The organism is Nocardia sp. 852002-51101_SCH5132738 (assembly GCF_001665695.1).
Taxonomy (GTDB): domain Bacteria; phylum Actinomycetota; class Actinomycetes; order Mycobacteriales; family Mycobacteriaceae; genus Nocardia; species Nocardia nova.
Genome location: NZ_LZML01000183.1, coordinates 87,350 through 104,749, shown reverse-complemented (window position 1 = coordinate 104,749; position 17,400 = coordinate 87,350). Strand labels below are relative to the sequence as shown.

The following is a 17,400-nucleotide window of genomic DNA, read 5'->3' as shown; positions in this document are numbered from 1 at the left end:
GGAGGCTCAGATGTGGATGTATCCGCCGGTGAGCATGCCGTCGTCGAGGCGGGGGGCGATGGACTCTCCCCCGAGTGCCGTGCGCAACTCGATCCGCTCGTCCCGGACGACGTGCATGACGGCATTGATCAACGCCAGGTGCGTGAACGCCTGGGGGTAATTGCCCCAGTGCCGTCCGGTCACGGGATCGATCTCCTCGGCGTAGAGGCCCAGCGGGCTGGCATAGCCGAGCAGCTTCTCACACAACTGTTTGGCACGGTGCTTCTCGCCGATTTCCGACAGCGCCGACACCAGCCAGAACGAGCAGATCGTGAAAGTGCCTTCGGCTCCGGAGAATCCGTCGTCGGTTTCGTCGGTGCGGTAGCGCAGGACGAGGCCGTCGCTGGTGAGTTCGTCGGCGATGGCGAGCACCGTCTTGCGGACGCGTTCGTCGTCGGGAGGCAGGAACCGGACCAGCGGGATGAGCAGGGTCGAGGCGTCCAGTGCCGTGCTGCCGTAGTACTGGGTGAACACACCCCGCGAGTCGACGGCATTGGCGCAGACGTCGGTGCGGATCTCGTCTGCCGAACGCTGCCAGCGGGCGGCACGTTCGAAATCCTGATGGATACGGGCCAGGCGCGCGCCGCGGTCCGCGGCGACCCAGCACATGACCTTGCTGGAGGTGAAGTGCTGCGGCTTCCCGCGCACCTCCCAGATACCGTGGTCGGGTTCGCGCCACACCGCGAGCGCGCTCTTGACCGCCCAGCGCAGCAGCGGCCAGGTGCGCGCGTCGATCTGATCCTGATGGCGGGCGTAGAGATAGACCGAATCCAGCGCCGCACCCCAGACATCGTGCTGGCGTTGCCGATACGCGTCGTTGCCGACCCGCACGGGGCCGGCGTTCTCGTACCCCCGCAGGTTGTCCAGGGTGCGTTCCCGCAGATCGGTTTCACCGCCGATGCCGTAGACGATCTGCATGTCCTCGGCGTTCTCGGCCAGATTGATGATGTGGGAGAAGTAGTCGTTGGCCTCCCAGTTGAAGCCCAGGGTGTACAGACCCCACAGCGCGAAGGCCGAGTCCCGGATCCAGGTGTAGCGGTAGTCCCAATTGCGTTCTCCGCCAGGTGTTTCCGGCAGCGATGTGGTCGGCGCGGCGACGATGGCGCCGGTCGGGGCGAAGGTCAGGCCCTTGAGCGTCAGGGCGCTGCGCGTGAGCTGGGCGCTCCAGGGATGGTCCGGGAACCGGCCGCCGGCCAGCCAGTGCCGCCAGTGATGCACGGTTCCGATCAGCCGTTCGCGAGCCTCGTCGCCGGTTTCGGGAGCCGCCCGGCTCCCCCACGACAGCGCACAGTAGCGGGTGTCGCCGCTCTTGAGCAGGGTGCGGGCCACCGCCCGCGAGCCCTCGATTCCGAGGCGCAGATCCGTGGTGAGCCGCAACGGCAGATCGACACCGTCGGCGTCGGCCTGGGCCAGGTGGTAACTGTCGAGGTATTCCCATGTGGCCCGGGCGCGCCCGTATTCGTAGGCGGGCTGGCAGTCGAGCACGAACTGGATCTGCCCCGTCTCGCAGTGCACGATGCGCAGCAGGATGTGTTCGGCGTCGTAGTCGGTGGGTGCGCGCCGGTGCGCGCTGCGGCCGGGTTGCTGGTGCCGCCACGGGCCGACCAGCAGAACGTCGCGCACGGTTGCCCATCCTTCGCCACTGCGCCAGCTCGTCTCCATGACCATCGTCCCGGGGATGTACCGGCGATCGGCCGGGGTCGCGATGTCGTCGGGAGCGAAGCGGAACGACCCGGCGGAACGATCGAGGATCGCACCGAAGACGCTCGGAGAATCCATGCGGGGCAGACACATCCATTCGATGGCGCCGCTGGGCGCGATGAGGGCTGTGACCTCGGAATCGGAGATGAACGCGTAGTCGTCGATGCGCGGGAAGGCGGTGACCCGGGGCGTGTGTTCCGGATGGTCGTTCATGCGGTGCTCCCATTCGCCACCTGATCGGCCCGCTCGGGCACTGCTTCGATCGTAAGTCCGCCGGTGCCCGGTTTCTACCGGCGTAGGGAAGGCGATGCGAGCATCCACCTGGTTGTCTGGAAATTTGCCGAATACGGCGTGGAGACGCTGCCGCCCGACGACGATGAGAGGGTGACCGACGAAGACGGCAGGAGCGCCCTCGCCACCGCGCAACATCGGGGCCGCGAGGTGCGGCGAGCCTGGCTGGAGACACTGGGGCCCGGGGAGCGGTCGGCGGTGTGGGCCTGGGCGGCGTTCACGGCGACCTTCGGGACCACGCGCGCCCTCACGCACTGGATCCGCGCCGGGCACGGGCCCAGTGGTGGCGGAATGAGTCTGGGCGGCAAGCATTTCCACCACTACAACATCGGGATCGCGACGCTCGCTGCGGTGGGGTTGGTGGCGTTGCGCGGCACCGAACGCGCCCGCCGGCATCCGGTGGTGGCCACCTCCTACGGCGCCGGTTCAGCCCTGATCGTCGACGAACTGGCGCTGCTGCTGGATCTCGAGGACGTCTATTGGGCACGGGAGGGACGGACCAGCGTCGATGCGGCGGTGCTGGTGATCGGCCTCGGCGGGCTGGCTACCGCCGGATTCGAGTTCTGGCCGCGCGCGCACCGCGCATTGTGGGGGCGATGACGGCCCGATACCCGCGGTGACGGCGGCAGGGGTCAGCGCCCTTCGGCGGTGTCGTTTCGCCGAACGTCGTTTCTCGGAACGTCACTTCTCGGGACGTCGTTACTCCGAGCATCGGATCCGGAAGTCCGGCCGGGCTCGGCGTCCTTCCCCGGCTCGCGGGTTCGCGCGTCCGGATCGACCTTGTCGGCACGGTGGAACTCCTGGGTGAGTTCGTCGCGCGACGTCGCGGCGTCGTTGTGGTGGGCGGCCGCCTGTTCCTTCAGACCGGCCGCCTGTGCCGCCTTGATATCGGCCTCGGCGGCCGCTGCCCGGGCTTTGGCCGCGGTTTCGTCGGCGAGCGCTTGGCGGCGGCCGACCTCGTGGGACCGCTCGGTCGCCTTCGCCCGGATCTCCGCGGCTTCCGTGCGGCGGTGTTCCCTACGTTGGGCCACGGCCACGCGGGCCAGCGCGGCGATGACCAGGATCGCCACAACCACGACAACAACGATCACGACGATCGTGGTGGTACTCATCTCGACTCCTCGAACTCGCTCGGGGTTCCGGCGTGCGGCCGGCACCGGTACCGGCGTCGGAAGTAATGGCGTCAGTAGTAATGGCGCCGCCCGCCGACGGCACGACCCATCGACCCCATGGCCAGCAGCACCAGACCGATGACGAGGACCACGATTCCGATGATCCAGATGATGTGGATCTTCAGCAGAAAACCGACGACGAGGAGAATGATTCCGAGAATGATCATGGTCGACACCTGATTCGGCGAATGAGCGACGGGCCTGTACCGGGCACTTCGACGGTCTGCAAAGCTACCCACCGGCTACACGCTGTAGAACTTACTCAACCACCGCGAACGCACCCTGTCAACGGTGTTCGGCTCCGGCCCGCAACCCGGTTCTGCGGCCGCGGCGACCGGTGGTCCCGATGCGGATGCCCGGCGCAGCGCGGGTCCCGGTCATCGGGAACCGTACCGCCGTGAGCGCCGGTCAGCGGGACGACATCTGCTCGAGAACCGCGCACGTTCCTAGCGTCGAAGGCGGAGAAACAGGTCTCCGGCGAAAGGTATCCGACTGTGACCCCCGAGACGACATCGTCCACTGGGAATATCCGTACCGGCGTCGATGTGGTGATCGTCGGCGCAGGCATCGCAGGGCTCTACGCGATTCACCGGCTGCGCGGGCAAGGCCTGCGCGTGCGGGCGTTCGAGGCGGGCGACGGCGTGGGCGGAGTGTGGTATTGGAACCGCTACCCGGGCGCGCGCTGCGACGTCGAGAGCGTCGACTACTCGTACTCGTTCGACGAAGCCCTGCAGCAGGAATGGAACTGGAGCGAGAAATACGCCACCCAGCCCGAGATCCTGTCCTATCTCGAACACGTCGCCGACCGCTACGATCTGCGCCGCGACATCGAATTCGGCACGCGGGTAACCGATATCGTGCTCGACGAGAGCACACTGCACTGGCGGGTCCGCGTCGACAGCGGCGCCGAGGTGACGGCGCGGTTCGTCGTGCTGGCCACCGGTCCGCTGTCGAACGCCAATACCCCCGACATCGACGGCCTGCCGACCTTCGCCGGCCGGCTGCTGCACACCTCCAGCTGGCCCGCCGATGGTGTCGACCTGACCGGGCAGCGCGTGGGCGTCATCGGCACCGGATCCTCGGGCATTCAAGCGATTCCACATCTCGCCGAGCAAGCGCAACGGCTGTACGTTTTCCAGCGCACGCCCAATTACAGTGTGCCCGCGGGCAATACGCCGTTGGACGAGAAGACGCGCCACGAGCAGAAAGCCGGCTATCCGGAACGGCGGCGGCTGTCGATGACCAGCGGCGGCGGTTCACCGCACCAGCCGCATCCGAAGAACACCCTCGAGGTCTCCGCCGAGGAGCGCCGCGCCGCCTACGAAAAGCGTTGGCAGCTGGGCGGTGTGCTGTTCAGCAAGACGTTCCCGGATCAGATGGTGACCGCCGAGGCGAACGAGCCGGCGCGCCTGTTCTGGGAGGAGAAGGTGCGTGCGGTGATCGACGATCCGCGCGTCGCCGACCTGCTGATCCCGCGCGACCATCCGATCGGCGCCAAACGGATCTGCACCGACACCGACTACTACCAGACCTTCAACCGCGACAACGTCGAACTGGTGGATCTGCGTACGACACCGATCCAGCGGATCGACGCCACGGGCGTGCACACCACCGACGCGCACTACACGCTCGACACCCTGGTCCTGGCCACCGGATTCGACGCGATGACCGGATCGGTCGCGAAGATGAATATCGTCGGCCGCGGCGGCGAAACCCTGAACGAGGCATGGCGCGAGGGCCCGAAAACCTATCTCGGCCTGGGCATCAGCGGCTTCCCGAATCTGTTCAACCTCACCGGGCCCGGTAGTCCCTCGGTGCTGGCCAATATGGTGCTGCATTCGGAATTGCACGTGGACTGGGTGGCCGATGCGATCGACTTCCTGGACCGCCGCGGCGCCGCCGCGCTGGAGGCACGGCCCGACGCGGTCTCGGCCTGGGTCACCGAATGCGCCGAACGAGCCGCGAAAACTCTGATGCCACAAGCAAATTCGTGGTATCTCGGCGCGAACGTCCCGGGTAGACCACGAGTCTTCATGCCCTTCGTCGGCGGCTTCGGCGTCTACGGCGAGATCATCGCCGAGGTGGCCGCGGCCGAGTACAAGGGCTTCGACGTCATCGACGCCCCCGCGGACCTCTGGTAGCGGCGATGTCTTCGCCTGCGAAGGCCCGGCCGGCTGCCTCGAGGCCGCCGGCCGGGCCTTCGATCATTTCGAGGCCGTCGCGAAAACTCGGAAACAGGGCTCAAGCTCGGATCACGTCGATGTCGACGGGCACCGGGTTGCTGACGATGTCGCGGACGGGCGAGTAACGGGTGAGGCCGGCGAGCTCGGCGAACTGGTTGTCGTCGAAGTCGCCCTCGGCGGTGATAGCCACGCGGATCTGCTCGTAGCCCGGGCGGACAGTGCCGTCGAGCCCGAGGAAGCCCTGCAGGTCCAGCTCGCCCTGAACCGCGCATTCCAGACTCTTCACCGCGATACCGCGGGCAGCAGCGTGGTAGATCATCGTGCCCGTCAGGCACGCGGCAAGGGCGTGCAGGAGGTATTCGCCGGCGTTGGGGGCGCGATTGCGACCGAGCAGGACGGGCGGCTCGTCGGAATCCAGGGTGAACGGCTCGGTGCGGGTGGTGTCTTCTCGGCCGGTGCCGTAGAAGCCTTTGATGGCCGTCCGGCTGTAGCCGCCATCGATCCAATGGTTGTCGGCGCGGAACTGGAACCGGGCCAGCGAGGGATCGGCGCTGACGGCGTCGATCGTTCCTGCGAGTTGATTCACGTCGACGCCGTTGACGGTGGTGGTGACATTCATGATGGGCTCCTGCTGTGCGGTCTGAACGAATGCGGGACCTGTCGATCCACTTAGTTAGCACGATCGGTCGTGCTAACTCTGACAGTACGACCGTTCGTGCTAACTTGTCAATATGACGACAGAAGCGAGGACCCCGCGGCGCGCACGGAGCGACGGCGAGCGCACCCGCAGTACGATCCTGCGGGCTGCCGCGTCGTTGGCCACCGTCGACGGACTGGAGGGACTGTCCATCGGCAACCTGGCCGCCGCGATCGGAATCAGCAAGAGCGGCCTCTACGCGCACTTCCGCTCCAAAGAGGAGCTTCAGCTGGCCACTGTGGCCGAGGCGGAACGGATCCTCACCGAAGAGGTCGTCCAGCCGGCGCTCGCGGCCCGCCCGGGCCTGGACCAGCTCGTGGCGGCATGCGAGGCATTCCTCGGCTACGTCGAGCGCAAGGTGTTCCCCGGCGGATGTTTCTTCGCCGCGACATCCCTGGAGATGGGCACGCGCCCCGGTCCGGTCAAGGACCGGCTCACCGCCATTCAGTCGGATTTCACCGCGCTGCTGCGGTCCTGCGCGGTTACCGCACTGGCGCAACAGGAATTGCCTGCCGACGAAGACCCCGACCTGCTCGCGTTCGAACTGCACGCCATCCTGCTGGGCGCCGACACCAAATTCGTCCTGTACGACGACCCGGCGTATCTGGCCATGGCCCGCAATGTGATCCGCCGACGGCTACGACTGGACCAGCGCGACACCCCCGGCGGAAACCGACTCCGGTAGCCGAGGCAATCCGGCCGGTGGGCGCGACCGGTCAGCCCGCGGCGAACAGATCCGTCTCGAGGGCTCCCGGTCGCGCGCCGCTGCGGATGAACCATTCGGTGCCGAACGCCCGCGCGAACGCCGGGTCCGGCATCGCGAGGAAGAAGGACTGCTCGTCGATCTGGCTGCGGTGCGCCCGCATGGCCTCGCGCTTGTGGTCGAGGTAGGCGGATACGTCGACCGCCGTGGTCAGCAACGATTCCGGCTTCCCGAATTCGGCGACTTCGCGGATATCGGGCGGCTCGATCCCCAGCGTCCCGGCCTGTTCGGCCATCTCCGTCATCCCGCGCACGACCTCGTCGCGATTCATGGTGCTCTGGAAAACCCGTGGGGTACCGGCGAGTTCGGCGGCGCGCATGCCGACGCGGTGGACCTGGATATGGTCGGGGTGACCGTATCCGCCGTTGTCGTCGTAGACGGTGAGCACCTCGGCGTCCTCCTCGGCGAGGATCGCGGCCAGCCGCCGTGCGGCGTCCTCGACGGGAGCGGTCCAGAACGAACCGGCCGCGTCGTTGGTGGACGTCCCCATCATCCCCGAGTCGACGTAGCCGAGGAACTCCACCCGCGCGACGCCGAGAATCTCTGCGGCGGCGTGGGTTTCGCGCACCCGCCGCTGCCACAACTGTTCGCCGTCGTCGAGGAAACCCTCCGGCACCTCCCCGTGCTCGCCGCGTGTCGCGACCACGAGAACCACTCGGTGACCCTGCTCGTACGCCTTGCGCATCACGCCGCCACAGGTGATCGCCTCGTCGTCGGGATGGGCGTGGAAACTGACCAACGTTGCCATGGCGCCACGCTACGTGACGGCTCGCGGCTCAGCCGGTCACGGCGCCGTGGGCGGCGGAGCTGACCAGCTTGCGGTACTTGGCCAGCACTCCCGAGGTGTACTTCGGCGCAAGCGGTTCCCAGCCGGCCTTGCGCGCGGCGAGTTCGGCCTCGTCGATCTCGACATCGAGAATGCGGTTGGCGACGTCGAGGACGATCGGGTCGCCGTCGGCGACGAAGGCGATCGGCCCGCCGTCCACGGCCTCGGGTGCGATGTGACCGACGCACAAACCGGTGGTGCCGCCGGAGAACCGGCCGTCGGTGAGCAGCAGCACGTCCTTGCCCAGGCCGGCGCCCTTGATCGCGCCGGTGATGGCGAGCATCTCGCGCATACCGGGCCCGCCCTTGGGACCTTCGTAACGAATGACGACCACGTCGCCCGCGCCGATCGTGCCGTCCTCGAGCGCGTCCATCGCGGCGCGCTCGCCATCGAAGACCCGGGCGGTGCCGCGGAAGACATCGGAATCGAATCCGGCGCTCTTGACCACCGCGCCCTCGGGCGCGAGGGTGCCGTGCAGGATGGTCAGCCCGCCCGTCTTGTGGATGGGCCGGTCGAGCGGGCGGATCACGTCACCGTCGAGACCCAACTCGATATGCGCCAGATTCTCGGCCATGGTCGCGCCGGTCACGGTCAGCGCATCGCCGTGCAGCAGCCCTGCGTCGAGCAGGGCCTTCATTACGACCGGGATGCCGCCGACCCGGTCGACATCGTTCATGACGTAGCGACCGAACGGCTTGAGATCGCCCAGATGCGGCACCTTGTCACCGACCCGGTTGAAGTCGGCGAGGGTCAGCTCGACTCCGGCCTCACGGGCGATGGCCAGCAGATGCAGGACGGCGTTGGTGGAACCACCGAGCGCCATGACGACGGTGATGGCGTTCTCGAACGCCTCGCGGGTCAGGATGTCGCGCGCGGTGATGCCGTTGCGGAGCAATCCGACCACGGCCTCACCGGACTTGCGGGCGTATTCGTCGCGGCGACGGTCGGGCGCGGGCGGGGCGGCCGAGCCGGGCAGGCTCATTCCGAGCGCTTCGGCGGCCGAGGCCATGGTGTTGGCGGTGTACATGCCGCCGCAGGCGCCCTCGCCCGGACAGATCGCCCGCTCGATCCGGTCGACGTCCTCGCGGCTGATCAATCCCTTCATACAGGCGCCGACCGCCTCGAAGGCATCGATGATCGTGACGTCGCGGCCGTCGACATTGCCCGGCAGCGTGGAACCGGCGTAGAGGAACACACTCGCCAGATCCAGGCGGGCGGCGGCCATCAGCATGCCCGGCAGGCTCTTGTCGCAGCCGGCGAGCAGGACCGATCCGTCGAGACGTTCGGCCATCATGACGGTCTCGACGGAATCGGCGATGATCTCGCGACTGACCAGCGAGAAGTGCATGCCCTCGTGGCCCATCGAGATGCCGTCGGAGACCGAGATCGTGCCGAATTCCAGCGGGTAGCCACCACCTGCGTGCACACCCTCCTTGACCGCCTTCGCCAGGCGATCGAGCGACAGGTTGCACGGCGTGATCTCGTTCCAGCTGGAGGCGACGCCGATCTGCGGTTTGGCCCAGTCGTCGTCGCCCATACCGACGGCACGGAGCATGCCGCGGGCGGCGGTCTTCTCCAGCCCGTCGGTGACGTCGCGGGAGCGAGGCTTGATGTCGTGCGACCTGTCGCGATCGTGTGCCATGCGGCAAGCCTACGACCGGCGCGAACCCCCGACCGGTTGGCCGGCCTCGGCGCGTGGCGGGGCGAGACCGTTCGGCGCACAGGCGTCCACTCAACAGGCGAGCGAATCTGATCGCAGCGCGGCACGCCCGGGCAGGGGCAGCCGATTCATCAGAACCTCGAGAATCCTGTGTACGCGCGCTCGACGGTGGTATACCACCGCACGTAGGCACAGGCATTTCGAGTGTACGGGTGTACACGGAAGTGAGGGCTTCCATGGATCTACTGAAGTGGAGTAAACGGCCTGCCGCCGACGTCAGCGCGAAGAAGCCGCGAGTCAACGTCGTGCGCGGGCTGGTGGCGCGGGCCACCACGCCACTGCTTCCCGACGACTACCTCCGCCTGGTCAATCCGCTCTGGACCGCCCGCGAGCTGCGGGGCAAGGTCGTCGACGTCGTCAAGGAGACCGCCGATTCGGCCACCGTCACCATCCGTCCCGGCTGGGGGTTTCCGACCACGTACACACCGGGACAGTACGTCGGCATCGGGCTGCAGATCGGCGGCCGCTGGCATTGGCGTTCGTATTCGCTGACCTCGATCGGCGGGGCCGACGACAAGGACATCTCGATCACGGTGAAGGCGAATCCCGACGGGTTCCTCTCGACGCATCTGGTCGACGGTGTCGCACCGGGCACCGTCATCCGGCTGGCGGCGCCGAAGGGCGATTTTCATCTCCCGGAGCCGGTGCCGGACAAACTGCTGTTCGTCACCGCGGGCAGCGGGATCACACCGGTGATCGCGATGCTGCGCGCGCTCGAGGCGCATGAGCAGGCGCCCGACATCTGCCACATCCATTCGGCGCCCACCCGCGACGACGTCATCTTCCTGGACGAGATGCAGAGCCGTGCCGCCGACTCCCCCGGCTACGACCTGACTCTCCAACTCACCCGGGAGATGGGCAATTTCGACGCGGCACGCCTCGACGAATGGGTGCCCGATTGGCGCGAACGCCACTGCTGGGCGTGTGGCCCACCGGCCCTGCTGGACGAGATGGAATCGCACTACGAGTCCGGCGGCCTGCGCCACCGCCTGCACACCGAGCGGTTCACCATCGCCCGCACCGACCACGGCGGTGAGGGCGGCACGGTCTACTTCGCCGCATCCGGGAAGAAGGCGGAGATCGACGGCGCCACCACACTTCTCGAAGCAGGAGAAGAGCTGGGCATCGGAATGCCCTTCGGATGCCGGATGGGCATCTGCCAAACGTGTGTCGTGCCGCTGGCGGGGGGATATGTGCGCGATCTGCGCACCGGCGCGGAGCGACGCGAAGGAGAACGAATCCAGACATGCATCAGCAGCGTGTCCGGAGAATGCACCCTCGACCTGTAGGAGCCCTTATGGCCATCACCGATATCGACGCCTACGCCCATCTCACCCCCGAGGACATCGAGGCGCTCGGCGCCGAACTCGACACCATCCGCCGCGATATCGAGGAGTCCCGCGGCGAACGGGACGCTCGCTACATCCATCGCACCATCGCCCTGCAGCGTGCCCTGGCGGCCGGTGGACGGGTGACACTGATGTTCAGCAACCGCAAGGTCGCATGGCTGGCCGGCACGGCGATGCTCGGGCTGGCCAAGATCATCGAGAATATGGAGCTCGGCCACAATGTGATGCACGGGCAATGGGATTGGATGAACGATCCGGAGATCCACTCCTCGTCGTGGGAGTGGGACACCACCTGCCCCAGCGTGCAGTGGAAGCATTCGCACAATTTCGTCCATCACAAGTACACGAATGTCGTCGGCAGGGACGACGATGTCGGCTACGGAATTCTGCGGGTGACCCGGGACCAGCGCTGGGAGTGGTGGAACATCGGAAATCCGGTGTACAACCTGACATTGGGGACCTTGTTCGAATGGGGCGTCGCGCTGCACCACCTCGAGGTGGAGAAGATCCGTCGCAAGGACAAGACCTGGCGGCAGGCGTTCCGGGATCTGCGCATCATCGGCACGAAGGTCGGCAAACAGGCGGCCAAGGATTATCTGATCTATCCGGCGTTGTCGGGACGCAACTGGAAGACGACGCTGACCGCCGACGCCACCGCCAATCTCATCCGCAACTACTGGGCCTACATGGTCATCTTCTGCGGCCACTTCCCCGACGGCGCGGAGAAATTCACCACCGAGGAACTCGCGGAGGAGGATCAGCCGCGCTGGTATCTGCGACAGATGCTGGGGTCGGCCAACTTTCGCGCCGGGCCGCTCATGCGCTTCATGAGCGGTAACCTCAGCCACCAGATCGAGCACCATCTCTTCCCCGACCTGCCGAGCAACCGGTACGAGGAGATCGGCGTCCGGGTCCGGGAACTGTGCGACAAGTACGACCTGCCGTACACGACCGGTTCGCTCGGCCGCCAATACCTGCAGTCGTTCCGGACGATCGCGAAACTGGCGCTGCCCAACGCGCTGCTCACCGCGAGCTCCGACGATGCTCCCGAGACCGCGTCGGAGTTGCGGTTCGCGATCCGCGACGGGATGCGTGCACATTTCGGCGTCGACCCCGAGACCGGTAAGCGCCGGGGGCTGCGCACTGCGCTGCGCGAACTGAAGCAGGCGCCGGTGCGAGCGGCGTCCTGACCGCGGGGTGCCGACACCACCCACATCGAACGCCGGCCCGCCGCCGGGTGGAGGCCTGGGAGCGGTCCGGCGTTCGATGTGCGTCAGCCGATGTCGTAGACGTAACTCGACCGGCCGTCGGGCAGTTGCTCGAATTTTCGTAGTTCGAGCCGATGACGGACATTCGCGCTCGCGAACAGGGCCGGGCCGTTGCCCGCGATGAGCGGGTAGACGATCAGTCGCAGCTCGTCCACCAGGCCCGCGTCGAGCGCGGCGGCGGTGAGGGCGGCGCCACCCATGAGGTAGATGTCCTGTCCCGGTTGCGTTTTCAGTGCCGCGACCTCGTCGAGGCCGCGCAGAAATCGCGTATTCGCCCACGCGGCCGCACTCCGGGTTGCCGAGACGACGTAATGCGGTGTGCGACGGGCGAATTCGGCCCATTCGAGCTCGCCCGGAGTCGGCGCCGAGCCGGTCTCGGGCAGGGGCTTGCCCGGGTCGTCGCCGATCGCCGTCCAATACGGTTCGTATCCGTCGTACATCCGGCCGCCGAGCACACAGGCGTCGATCTGGGGCGTCAGGCCGTAATCATCGGACCAGCCGTGCACCCAGTCCGCATACCCCTGCGCCCCTTCGTATTTCCCGTCCACCGAGATCTTCATCGCCGCGATGAGCTTGCGCATGCCGGTTCTCTCCTTTCGTTCGGTCGCGGTGTGGCACGTCTGCGGTGCGGTCACGGCAGTGCCGTCAGTCCGTCGGCGGTGAGCCGATAGGACGCCGCGGGCTCATCGACGGAGGCGAGTTCGAGCAGAGCCGCCCCGGCGATCTCGGGAGTGAGTGGCTCACCCAGCCGATCGACGTACTCCTGCACGCTCTGGCCGGCGCGGGCCGCGTAGGCGCGCACCGCGGGCAGGCCGAGGCTCGTGGCCGGAGTGATCTGCGGCAGGACCGCCGTGAAGGTGAGGTCCGAGCCGGCGCGCCGGGCCTCGTCCTGGGCGTAGCCGGTGATGAACCGCTGCGTCGCCTTGGCGCCGGCGTACCCGCCGCTGAGCGGCGAACCGTTGACGGCGGCGCCGCTGCTGACGACGATCACGCGACCGCCGGGCGGCAGCGGAGTCAGCAGGGCTTCGCGCAACCAGTGAAAGGCTATGCGCACGTCGGTATTCCAGTTCGCCGAGAACGTCTCCCAGGTGTGGTGGTGCAGCGGGCGCGGGAGCGGGGCGGCACCCGCCACGATGATGACGGTGTCCGGACGGTGGCGGTCGAGCAGTGTTCCCGGCACGGTCGGATCGGCCGCGTCGGCGACCTCGATATCGATGCCGGACGTCTCGGCGGCCAGTTCTCGCAGCGCGGACTCCGTGCGCGCCACGGCCACGACCGCCGCACCGGTGCGCGCGAACGCCACCGCGATGCCCCGGCCCAGGCCGCGGCTGCCACCGACGACCATCGTGCGGCGGGACGCGTTCATGACGCCACCGCCACTGCCTGCACGGAAGCGGCGTTCGCTCGCTCCAGGCTCTTGACGACTCCCTCGTCCCACCCGGGCGCGATCGCCCCGGACATCGGGTCGGGGAAGATCTCTTCCCGGCCGTCCGCGAGACCGGACAGGATGGCGCGGGCCACCGCCGCGGGCTCGGCTTTGGGAATGTCCCATCCGCGGATCATGTCGGTATCCACCGGTCCGGGCAGTACGGCGTGCACGCCGACGCCGTGCGCGGCCGAAAGGAACCGCAGCGACTGCGTCATCGAGAAGGCGGCGGCCTTGGAGATGGCGTACGCAGGGGTGACCGGCACGGTCGCCAGCGCGGCCAGCGAGAGCACGTTCACGACGGCCCCGCCGGCTTCGCGCAATCGCGGGAGGAAGGCGTCGGTGACCCGATACGTGCCGAACAGATTGACCGCCAGATGAGCCTCGATGGCGGCCGCGTCGGTCAGGTCGTCCGGCGTGGAGACGCCCGCGTTGTTCACCAGGACGTCGAGCGAGCCGACCAGGTCGGCTGCGGCGCGGATCTGCTCGGGATCGGTGATGTCGAGCCGCACCGGAGTGATCCGCGGGTCCGGATGCTCGACCGGACGGCGGGCGGCGGCGTACACCCGGTCCGCACCGCGGTGCAGTGCCTCGTCGACGAGTGCGCGCCCGAGGCCGCGCCCGGCGCCGGTGACGAGTACCGCCTTGCCGGCCAGAGTGGTTGGGACGGACATGGTTTGCTCCTGTTCGGTGTCTGCGATGTGTCCACCTGTGTGACGCACGCCGGCCCGTTCCGTCATCGGTGACGTCGGCGCGTCACCGCGGACAGCACGAGCGGTTCGGAGCCGGGATTGAGCAGCCGTCGCACCGGCACGGCGGCGGGCGCGAGGACCGCTCCGGCGTCGAATCGGGCCCGCCGGCCACTGCGGCATTCCAGCTCGAGTTCGCCGCTGGTCACCACGACGAGGGCGTCGGCCCAGTCGGCGGCGAGGTAATCGAGTGCCTCCCCCGGCCGCAGGACCACGCTCCAGCGCAGCACGCGCCGAGAGTCCATCAGCTCTGGGACGGCAGGGCGGACGGCAACGCGAACGCGGCGAACAGCTCCGGCTGGTGGAACAGCGCGATCTCGGCCAGCGAATCGCCGTCGACGGTCAGCACCCCGATGGCGAAGGCATCGAATGCGTTCGCGCCCGGTTCGCGCCAGTACAGTCCGAACGCCGGTTGCCGGTTGGCGCCCGTGGGCAGGAGCCGCCAGCCGCTGCCCATCTCGCCGAACACGTGGTCGGTGAGAAATGCGCCGATGTCGCGGCGACCGGCGAACCAGACCGTGCCCGGCGGCATGATCAGCGCGGCGTCCTCGCGCAGCAGGGCGACGAGTGCGGCCGGATCGGCGCTCTCCCACGCGGTGATCAGCTTCGCCAGCGCCCGGCGTTCGGATGCGGTCGAGGCGGGACGCCACCGATCCCGTTGTGCGGGAAGATGTTCCGACAGGGTGGCATGGGCCCGTTGCAGCGCGCTGTTGACCGCCGCGCGGCTGACTCCCAGTGCGGCGGCGGTGTCGGCAACCGACCAGTCCAGCGTGTCCCGCAGGATCAGAACGGCGCGCTGGCGCGCGGGCAGCCGCTGGATCGCGGCCAGGAACGCCAGCTCGATCGTCTCCCGCGCGGTGACGACCGCTTCCGGTTCCTCCCCCGGGGCGCCGCCTACGTTCAGCAGCCGATCGGGATAGGGCTGCAGCCACGGCACGTCCACCGAGGCCAGCTCGTAGCGATGCGGGTCCGCCGGGCCGGCCAGATCCACCGGCCACGCCCGTGCCTTGCGCCTTCTCAGCGCGTCCAGGCAGGTATGGGTCGCGATCCCGTACACCCAGGCCCGCAGCGGAGCGCGGCCCGCGTAGGAGTCCAGCCGCGACCATGCCCGCAACAGGGTCTCCTGCACGGCGTCCTCGGCATCTTCGACCGAGCCGAGCATGCGGTAACAATGCACCTGCAGCTCGTGCCGCAAAGGCTCGACCAGATGCGCGAACGCGGCCTGGTCGCCCTCGCGCGCTGCCTCCACTTTCCGATCCATACCTGTATGACGCATCCGGGCCCCATCGGTCATCGGTCTGCCGAAAACAATAGTAGACAGTTTTTCAAAAGTGTTTACTGCCGTGTATGCGAAACAGACACAGCGGCAATCCCTTCGCGGAGTCGCCCGCCGACATCGCCGCCGCACTCACCGATCTGTCCGTGCCGGCATTGCTGCTGTCGTGCATCCACACGGCCCCTCCGGACCGGCGTCGCGCGATTCTGGACGGACCGCTGCGGCCCGCCGGGTCGATGCTCAACGAATTCCAGGGCTTCATGTCGGACTCGACGCCGCGATCGTGATCAGCGCCGTGGGACAACTCAATCGGCCGTTCGTTCCCGATGTGCCCGGCGAATTCGCCGGTCCGGCGTTTCACACCGCACGCTGGCGCCACGATATCGATCTATCCGGTAAGGATGTCGTCATGGTCGGCGCCGGCGCACCGGATTCCAGCTCGCACCCGCCATCACCGACCGGGTGGAATCGCTCACCGCGCCCACCGGCAAACGCGCCTTGCAGGACAACGGCAGCTGGCTGCGCATGCTGCGCCGCGACCATGTGCATCTGGTGCGCGCCGGCGCGCAGCGCCTCACCGAGGACGGAATCGTCGACAGCACAGGCACATTCCATCGCGCGGATGTGATCGTCTGGGCAACCGGCTTCCGGCCCAACGACTTTCTCACACCGCTGCGGGTCACCGGGCGCGACCTGCACCGGTTCTGGGGCGAACGCCCCCGCGCCCACCTCGGCGTCACCGTCCCCGGGTTTCCGAACTTCTTCCTGCTCTACGGTCCCGGCACCAATCTCGCCAGCGGTGGCAGCATCATCTTCGCCGCCGAATGCGCGGTGCGCCTGATCATGTGCTGTCTGCGCTTGCTCACCACGAGCGATGGTCGCCGCATCGAGGTCCGCGCCGAGGCCTTCGACGCCTACACCGCCGAGGCCCGAGAGGAGATGTCGCGCAAGGTCTGGGCATCGCCGCATATCGCACACAACTACTACCGCAACGACGCGGGCGAGGTCACCGGGCTCAATCCGTTCCGCCTCGTCGACTACTGGAGATGGACCAGCGCACCGGACCCGGGCGAGTACGAAATCGGTTGAGCCGGGACACCACTCGGACGCATGACCAGGTGCGGGACGGGTGATCAGCGGGATGTGAGCGACAGCGCATTGTGTGCGACGCCTCAGCGCGCGAGGGGCGACTTCCGGTTTAGCCGTGGCCGATACCGGTCATTCTGCACACGACGTTCTCGGCTCTATACGCAGGGTCGGCTCGCTGTGTGTCGGTATGAAGAGGTCACGCCATCCATGGCTCCCACCCCCACTGGCCGCAACGACAACGATCCAACCGCCCACGTCGCGGTGCGGAATGCGTTGTCGCAGGCCTTCGAATTGGTCGACGCGATGCTCCGGTCCGAATGCGCGGACCCGGAATACCCGAGCGCCGGCGCGATATCCAGCACGCCACACCGCGTGCACGGCGGTCGCGGTAGCGGCCTCGCCGCGCTCCCCCGTGGTGCCGCCCTGCTCCAGCGCGTCGAGCGAGCGGTGCAGCGTTGCATCGGTCACACCCAGTCGCGCAGCATCGTCGCTCTGACCGGATCGGCGGAGCGGGTGCCGGACGCGGTGGCCGACCATGTCGAAGCCGTAATCGCCGATACCGTCGCCGCTGTCGTCGCGCACGCGGACGTCGCGGCAGTCGTCGTCACCGTCACCGTGGCCGACGCGCTCACCGTCACCATCGACACCTTGGACACCACCGGTACCACGACGGCCGACATACTTCCGGCGGCCACGGTGGCGACCGTGCACGCGCGGGCTCACGACGTCGGCGGCTGCTGCCGAGTGTTCCCCGGTGGCCGGGTCTCCTGGACGGCACCGCTGCCGCCGCCCGGCAAGGACTCCACCACCTATCCGAACATGTTCTGACGCAGCGCGGTTCGCGCGGTGGG

19 protein-coding genes are annotated in these 17,400 nt (G+C 67.9%); 8 read left to right on the top strand and 11 right to left on the bottom strand.

Going from position 1 to position 17,400, the window contains the following annotated elements; all coding sequences use genetic code 11:
- Positions 1–6 precede the first annotated feature (6 nt).
- Positions 7–1,953, bottom strand: a complete 1,947-nt coding sequence (locus A5789_RS27495) for a glycoside hydrolase family 15 protein (RefSeq protein ID WP_064905094.1) — start codon at positions 1,951–1,953, stop codon at positions 7–9.
- A 171-nt stretch (positions 1,954–2,124) separates the two neighbouring features.
- Between A5789_RS27495 and A5789_RS27490 the strand changes: the two genes are divergently transcribed.
- A complete protein-coding gene (locus A5789_RS27490) occupies positions 2,125–2,631 on the top strand; it encodes a hypothetical protein (RefSeq protein ID WP_063014187.1) in 507 nt (168 codons plus the stop codon).
- A 32-nt stretch (positions 2,632–2,663) separates the two neighbouring features.
- On the opposite strand, the gene A5789_RS27485 is transcribed toward A5789_RS27490, so the two are convergent.
- Entirely contained in the window at positions 2,664–3,143 is a 480-nt protein-coding gene (locus tag A5789_RS27485) for a hypothetical protein (protein ID WP_063014066.1), read from the bottom strand.
- 71 nt (positions 3,144–3,214) lie between these two features.
- Positions 3,215–3,370, bottom strand: a complete 156-nt coding sequence (locus tag A5789_RS37480; protein WP_086006941.1) for a DUF6131 family protein — start codon at positions 3,368–3,370, stop codon at positions 3,215–3,217.
- Positions 3,371–3,697: 327 nt separating this feature from the next.
- Here A5789_RS37480 and A5789_RS27480 point away from each other — a divergent pair, with 327 nt between their 5' ends.
- Positions 3,698–5,344 carry an NAD(P)/FAD-dependent oxidoreductase gene (locus A5789_RS27480; protein WP_063014068.1) on the top strand — a complete coding sequence of 549 codons (1,647 nt, stop codon included), beginning with the start codon at positions 3,698–3,700 and terminating at the stop codon, positions 5,342–5,344.
- Between the two features lie 100 nt (positions 5,345–5,444).
- Here A5789_RS27480 and A5789_RS27475 read toward each other — a convergent pair whose 3' ends face one another.
- Positions 5,445–6,005 carry an OsmC family protein gene (locus A5789_RS27475; RefSeq protein WP_063014070.1) on the bottom strand — a complete coding sequence of 187 codons (561 nt, stop codon included), beginning with the start codon at positions 6,003–6,005 and terminating at the stop codon, positions 5,445–5,447.
- Between the two features lie 112 nt (positions 6,006–6,117).
- Here A5789_RS27475 and A5789_RS27470 point away from each other — a divergent pair, with 112 nt between their 5' ends.
- On the top strand, positions 6,118–6,768 hold the full coding sequence (locus A5789_RS27470) for a TetR/AcrR family transcriptional regulator (protein WP_063014072.1): 651 nt from the start codon (positions 6,118–6,120) through the stop codon (positions 6,766–6,768).
- Between the two features lie 31 nt (positions 6,769–6,799).
- On the opposite strand, the gene A5789_RS27465 is transcribed toward A5789_RS27470, so the two are convergent.
- Both A5789_RS27465 and ilvD read right to left on the bottom strand, forming a co-directional pair.
- Positions 6,800–7,594, bottom strand: a complete 795-nt coding sequence (locus A5789_RS27465) for a PIG-L family deacetylase (protein WP_063014074.1) — start codon at positions 7,592–7,594, stop codon at positions 6,800–6,802.
- A gap of 28 nt (positions 7,595–7,622) precedes the next feature.
- On the bottom strand, positions 7,623–9,314 hold the full coding sequence (ilvD, locus tag A5789_RS27460) for a dihydroxy-acid dehydratase (RefSeq protein WP_064905092.1): 1,692 nt from the start codon (positions 9,312–9,314) through the stop codon (positions 7,623–7,625).
- Positions 9,315–9,568: 254 nt separating this feature from the next.
- On the opposite strand from ilvD, the gene A5789_RS27455 reads away from it, so the two are divergent.
- Positions 9,569–10,681 (top strand): ferredoxin reductase, encoded by a 1,113-nt coding sequence (locus A5789_RS27455; protein WP_063014078.1) that lies wholly within the window; start codon positions 9,569–9,571, stop codon positions 10,679–10,681.
- Positions 10,682–10,689: 8 nt separating this feature from the next.
- Positions 10,690–11,931 (top strand): fatty acid desaturase, encoded by a 1,242-nt coding sequence (locus A5789_RS27450; RefSeq protein ID WP_063014080.1) that lies wholly within the window; start codon positions 10,690–10,692, stop codon positions 11,929–11,931.
- A gap of 83 nt (positions 11,932–12,014) precedes the next feature.
- Here the strand turns inward: A5789_RS27450 and A5789_RS27445 are convergent, their stop codons facing one another.
- The 5 genes from A5789_RS27445 to A5789_RS27425 all read right to left on the bottom strand — a co-directional run bounded on the left by A5789_RS27445 (position 12,015) and on the right by A5789_RS27425 (position 15,445).
- Positions 12,015–12,590: a dihydrofolate reductase family protein gene (locus A5789_RS27445; protein WP_063014082.1), complete on the bottom strand. Its 576-nt coding sequence runs from the start codon at positions 12,588–12,590 to the stop codon at positions 12,015–12,017.
- Between the two features lie 50 nt (positions 12,591–12,640).
- On the bottom strand, positions 12,641–13,375 hold the full coding sequence (locus A5789_RS27440) for an SDR family NAD(P)-dependent oxidoreductase (protein WP_063014084.1): 735 nt from the start codon (positions 13,373–13,375) through the stop codon (positions 12,641–12,643).
- Complete coding sequence (locus A5789_RS27435) at positions 13,372–14,109, bottom strand: SDR family NAD(P)-dependent oxidoreductase (RefSeq protein WP_063014086.1); 738 nt, start codon at positions 14,107–14,109, stop codon at positions 13,372–13,374. The genes A5789_RS27440 and A5789_RS27435 overlap by 4 nt, the downstream gene beginning before the upstream one ends.
- A gap of 62 nt (positions 14,110–14,171) precedes the next feature.
- The gene (locus tag A5789_RS27430; protein WP_064906847.1) at positions 14,172–14,429 is read right to left on the bottom strand and encodes a hypothetical protein; all 258 of its coding nucleotides are present in this window, start codon (positions 14,427–14,429) and stop codon (positions 14,172–14,174) included.
- Entirely contained in the window at positions 14,429–15,445 is a 1,017-nt protein-coding gene (locus A5789_RS27425) for an RNA polymerase subunit sigma-70 (RefSeq protein WP_063014090.1), read from the bottom strand. The genes A5789_RS27430 and A5789_RS27425 overlap by 1 nt, the downstream gene beginning before the upstream one ends.
- 86 nt (positions 15,446–15,531) lie before the next feature.
- Here A5789_RS27425 and A5789_RS27420 point away from each other — a divergent pair, with 86 nt between their 5' ends.
- From A5789_RS27420 to A5789_RS27410, 3 genes are all read left to right on the top strand, one after another.
- Entirely contained in the window at positions 15,532–15,747 is a 216-nt protein-coding gene (locus tag A5789_RS27420) for a hypothetical protein (RefSeq protein ID WP_063014097.1), read from the top strand.
- Positions 15,748–15,922: 175 nt separating this feature from the next.
- The gene (locus A5789_RS27415) at positions 15,923–16,549 is read left to right on the top strand and encodes a hypothetical protein (RefSeq protein WP_064906848.1); all 627 of its coding nucleotides are present in this window, start codon (positions 15,923–15,925) and stop codon (positions 16,547–16,549) included.
- Between the two features lie 207 nt (positions 16,550–16,756).
- A complete protein-coding gene (locus A5789_RS27410; RefSeq protein ID WP_063014101.1) occupies positions 16,757–17,377 on the top strand; it encodes a hypothetical protein in 621 nt (206 codons plus the stop codon).
- Positions 17,378–17,400 lie beyond the last annotated feature (23 nt).